The sequence below is a fragment of the Cetobacterium sp. genome, assembly GCF_048470075.1.
Taxonomy (GTDB): Bacteria; Fusobacteriota; Fusobacteriia; order Fusobacteriales; family Fusobacteriaceae; genus Cetobacterium_A.
Map to the genome: position 1 here is coordinate 1 of NZ_DBGBQB010000398.1, position 4,816 is coordinate 4,816.

Below are 4,816 nucleotides of genomic sequence, written 5' to 3' on the forward strand. Positions count from 1 at the left end.
CCTCTCATTAAAGATTTAGAGATACCCTATAAAATAGAGTATGATAAAATAAAAATGGGTTCAAATTTAAATAATAAGGTAATAGGCATAGAGTTTAAATTTAAAGAGCAAGATTTACAAATGGATGACGATATGAGATTAAAAAGCATTCTCTTTATGATAAAAGGAGATATTGATGACATATCTGAGGTCTATAAAATATTAAAAAATGGAATAAAAGATCATGGGTACGAAACAACTTATCGAACATGTTTTAAGGTAAAGCAAAGATATAAAAGCATTAATATGAGTTTTGATGAAGTTTTAAAAATTAGTTTTAAAAAATTGGATTTAAAAGATATAGAACCAATAGTTGTTGTAAAAAAATATTTCTCTTCACCAAAGGAGTTAAGAAAAACATTTATGAATGAGTTGGAAAAAGTGAAACCAGGTGTTATATTGGATACCTCATTTTTCTGTGAAAAGTTTTTACAGGATTTTATTCTATTGAAAGAGGATAAGATACTGAGTTTTAGAAACTCAGAAATATCTTTATTCATAAATTGGAAGCAAAGTGGAGAATCCATAATAAAGATATTTTTACTGTAAAAAAGGTATACTCCCCAGTATACCTTTTTTCTTATTACATTATGTCGTTTAATCTATAGTTAATAAGATCTATTTTGGCCCCATCCAAAAATTTATTTAATCTTTCTAAGTGGGAGAGTAGGCTCTCCTTACTTGGTCCACCTAAGGACTTTCTTTTTTCAACACAATTTTTAATAGCTATAGTTTCATATATATCCCCGTTAAAAATATATGAAAACTCTCTGTATTTTTCAAGAGGTAGAGTCTCTAAATTCAATCTCTTATCAATACAGTAACTAACAATCTCCCCAGTTATTTTATAGGCCTCTCTAAAGCTCATACCTCTCACAGTTAGATAGTCTGCAATGTCAGTGGCATTGATAAACCCATCATTACAAGCTAAAAGTAGAACTTCATCCTTCACCTTTAATGTTTTGACCATTCCAATAAATACCTGTAAACACCCCTTTACAGTATCCACAGCGTCAAAGAAAACCTCCTTATCCTCCTGCATATCCTTATTATATGCCAGAGGAATCCCTTTCATAGTTGTTAAAAGTGCCATTAAATCCCCGTAAACTCTGCCAGTTTTTCCCCTAACTAGCTCTGCTGCATCTGGATTTTTTTTCTGTGGCATTATGCTACTTCCAGTTGAAAAGGCATCACTTAACTCAATATATCCAAAGTCATTTGAGGTATAGATTATAATCTCCTCAGAGAACCTTGAAAGGTGCATCATAATAGTGGATAGTGCAGACATAATCTCAATTAGATAATCTCTATCACTAACGCCATCTAAAGAGTTTAAAGTAGGACCTTTAAATCCTAGAGTGTGAGCAGTGAACTCCCTATCTATTGGATATGTTGTACCAGCTAAAGCTGCACATCCAAGAGGGGAGTAATCAAGTAACTCAAAAGCGTTATTCAGACGTATAAAGTCTCTTTTAAACATCTCAGAATAGGCAAACATATAGTGTCCAAATGTGATTGGTTGAGCCTTTTGAAGGTGAGTAAACCCAGGCATATATGTCTCTAGATGTTCACTTCCTAAATGAGTTGTAACTTCAATCAATTCAATTAGATAGGACTGTATTTTTTTTACTTCATCCTTTGTAAAAAGTCTCATATCCACAGCTACCTGGTCATTTCTACTACGTCCAGTATGAAGTTTTTTTCCCACATCTCCAATTCTATCAATAAGAATTTTCTCAATATTCATATGGATATCCTCATAGGTTATAGAAAAAGTTATCTTGCCATCTTCAATGTCCTCTAAAATCTCCAAAAGAGTTTTCTCAATGAGATCCCCATCCTCTTTTGAGATAATCTCCATTTTAGAGAGCCCTCTCACATGAGCAATACTACCCATAATATCATATCTGTATAGTCTTTGATCAAAGTGAATAGAGGAGTGAAAATCTAGGATTAGTTCACTTGCCGCTTCTTTAAATCTTCCTGAAAAGTACTGCATTTGTCATCTCCTTTATAGAATCTATTTTTAGTAAAGATTTTTATTCCTATTAAAATTGCAATCTGTAAAACTATTGCAAAAAGGATTAATGAACTGTTTTGTGTAAACCCACCTATTAGAAACACGCCAATGGCTAAAAAGGCATTTACAAGTGCATAGGGAGTTTGAGTTTTAACGTGATTTATATGATCACATCCAGCCCCAGCAGATGAAAGTATAGTTGTATCTGAAATTGGTGAAACATGATCTCCAAAAAGTCCTCCTGAAAGAATAGCTCCTATTGTAACATAAAGTGGAGCATTAAAAGTTATTGCCATAGGGATAACCAGTGGTACCATAATGCTGTATGTTCCCCAAGAACTACCAGTTGAAAAGGATATGATAGCACCGAAGATAAAGGCAATAACTGGAATAAATCCAGAGTTAATATCAAGTGTTTTTAAAAAACCAATCAGGAACTGATCAGCTCCTAAATCTTTATTTATAACCCCTAATGACCAAGCTAAAATTAGGATTATAACAATCTCACTCATCTTTTTCATACCACTTAGATAGATTGAGAATATCTCTTTAAAAGTTTTACTTTTATAAAAAAGCATAAGTCCCATAAGAACAAGAGCTGCATATAGATACCCACTTGTTAAGGCCGCTCTAAAAGCACTTCCTGAAACTCTAGAGGTGATAAAAGATACACCTAACATGGAGAATAGAGTTCCTAAAAGAACCAGTATAGGCAACCAAACAAAAGATCCCTTAGCATTTTCAACATGGTACTTAGAGTTATCTATTTCAAACTCACTCTCATCTATTGGACTGCTCTCAAAAGTTTTCATAGGTCCAAAGTCCAGCTTAAGCAGTGTTAAACATGGAATAATAGTCAAGGCTAATATTGGATAGACATTAAAAGGAATAGATTTTATGAAACTTTCATAGTCTGAAAGAGACAGATTTAAAAGTTCAAACTCCTTTTGTAAAAGACCTATGATAAATACTCCCCATCCAATAAATGGAACTAAAACAGCCACAGGTGAGGATGTAGAATCCAATATAAAAGCTAACTTTTCCTTAGAGAGCTTAAGTCTTTTAAAAAATGGACCAAAGATTGGACCCACAATCAGTGGAGTTCCAAGATCGGAGAAAAATATCATAATACCAGTAAAATAAGCTAAAAGTTGAGCTTTAGTTTTAGAGTTTATAGAGTTTTTAAAACTCTCAGCAAAAGCGTAAGCTCCACCAGACATCATCATAAGTTCAATAAATCCACCGATAAAAATCATAAGTACAATGACACCAGCATTGTAACTATCTGTAAGTTGGTTGATAAAATATCTCCCCACTAGAACCTTTGTAGTTTCCAGCGGATTATAACCATTTAAAATGAAGATTCCACAAAATACACTGGAAAAAAGTGACAAAACTACATTTTTAGTCTTGATAGATAAAAAAACTGCAATAAAAATTGGAATTATAGAAAGAACCCCATATGAAACCATTTTTAAATCCTCCCAAATATTTAGTAAAAAAATTACTACCCCAAAATAAAAGGCATACCAAAGAATGGTATGCCCTAGAGAACTTAATTAAAGCTAATAAGCGTATTGTTATGGCAGCGTCACAATACTTAATTCACAGGATCATAACATCATTGCCGTCGGCCTTAGGCTCCGTATATGGAAGTGAACTAACCTCTATTTTGTTTTTGTTAAGAGTGAGTATACACTATTTTCTTTCAAAATGTCAAATTATTTTGAAAAATTTTTTTACTGTAGTTTAATTAAAACTCCAACAATCATGAATATTGAACCTAGAATGAAAAGAATTCCTTGGAACTTAATCTGAAGTTTTGCCCAAACTCCCCACTCAATTTTAGCTATTCCTAAAATAGCCATTAAGATACCAGATGTAGGTACAAACATATTTGTAAATCCATCTCCAAGTTGGAATGCAAGTACAGCTACCTGTCTTGGAACTCCAACTAAATCTGAAAGTGGTGCCATAATTGGCATTGTTAAAGCTGCTTGTCCCGAACCAGATACAACGAAGAAGTTGAATATAGACTGGAAGAAGTACATAGCAACAGCTGATATAGATGCGTGTAGATGACTTAAAACACCAGCTACAGAGTTTAGAACAGTGTTTAAAACTGTAGGAGTTCCAGCATCTACTCCACCTAAAACAAGTACTATACCCTTTGCCATTCCAACAACCATTGCAGCTCCAATAAGGTCTTCAGCTCCCTTTCTAAAAGATACAGCGATATCATTCACTGTCATATCATTCAGTTTAAAGATAACTCCAATGATTCCAGAAACAACTCCCATAATAGTGAACTGTGCAGCAATTTCAGGTAGGTAATACCCATGGAAAACAACTCCCCATACAATCCAAGACATACCTAAAAATATAGTTAAAAATACAAGTTTATGTCCAAATTTGAACTCTAAATCCTCAGATTCATCAGCTTTAAAATCATCTCTAAAGAACTTATCTGTTTCGTATGAGATAGATAGCTCTGGATTGGCTTTAATTTTTTTAGCATATCTCATAGTGTATATGATTCCAAAAGCTGTGAAGAATATCCACATAACGATTCTAAACATAGCTCCAGAAAGTACAGGAACTCCAGCAACTCCCTGAGCAATAGCCACGCTAAAAGGGTTCATCCAAGATGTTGCAAATCCAATTTGAGTTGAGATATAGCACATAAAGATACCGGTGATAGAGTCATATCCCATACCAACAACTATTGGAATAAGTATCATAGCAAATGGAATAGCT

General features: G+C 33.5%; 4 protein-coding genes. 1 reads left to right on the forward strand and 3 read right to left on the reverse strand.

The window, feature by feature from the left end:
• On the forward strand, positions 1-588 hold a 588-nt coding region (locus ACMOUI_RS13795), incomplete at its 5' end, for a hypothetical protein (RefSeq protein ID WP_418966270.1).
• A 34-nt stretch (positions 589-622) separates the two neighbouring features.
• On the opposite strand, the gene argH is transcribed toward ACMOUI_RS13795, so the two are convergent.
• The 3 genes from argH to yfcC form a co-directional block, all read right to left on the reverse strand.
• A complete protein-coding gene (argH, locus tag ACMOUI_RS13800; RefSeq protein WP_418966271.1) occupies positions 623-2,038 on the reverse strand; it encodes an argininosuccinate lyase in 1,416 nt (471 codons plus the stop codon).
• A complete protein-coding gene (locus ACMOUI_RS13805) occupies positions 1,993-3,531 on the reverse strand; it encodes a Na+/H+ antiporter NhaC family protein (RefSeq protein WP_418966272.1) in 1,539 nt (512 codons plus the stop codon). Before ACMOUI_RS13805 ends, argH begins: the two co-directional genes overlap by 46 nt.
• A gap of 267 nt (positions 3,532-3,798) precedes the next feature.
• Positions 3,799-4,816: putative basic amino acid antiporter YfcC (yfcC, locus tag ACMOUI_RS13810; protein WP_418966273.1), on the reverse strand; the 1,018-nt coding region annotated here is incomplete at its 5' end.

Coding starts and splice junctions, on each gene's coding strand:
- ACMOUI_RS13805 (WP_418966272.1), bottom strand. CDS start 3,531: ATGGTTTCATATGGGGTTCTTTCTATAATTCCAATTTTTATTGCAGTT.
- argH (WP_418966271.1), bottom strand. CDS start 2,038: ATGCAGTACTTTTCAGGAAGATTTAAAGAAGCGGCAAGTGAACTAATC.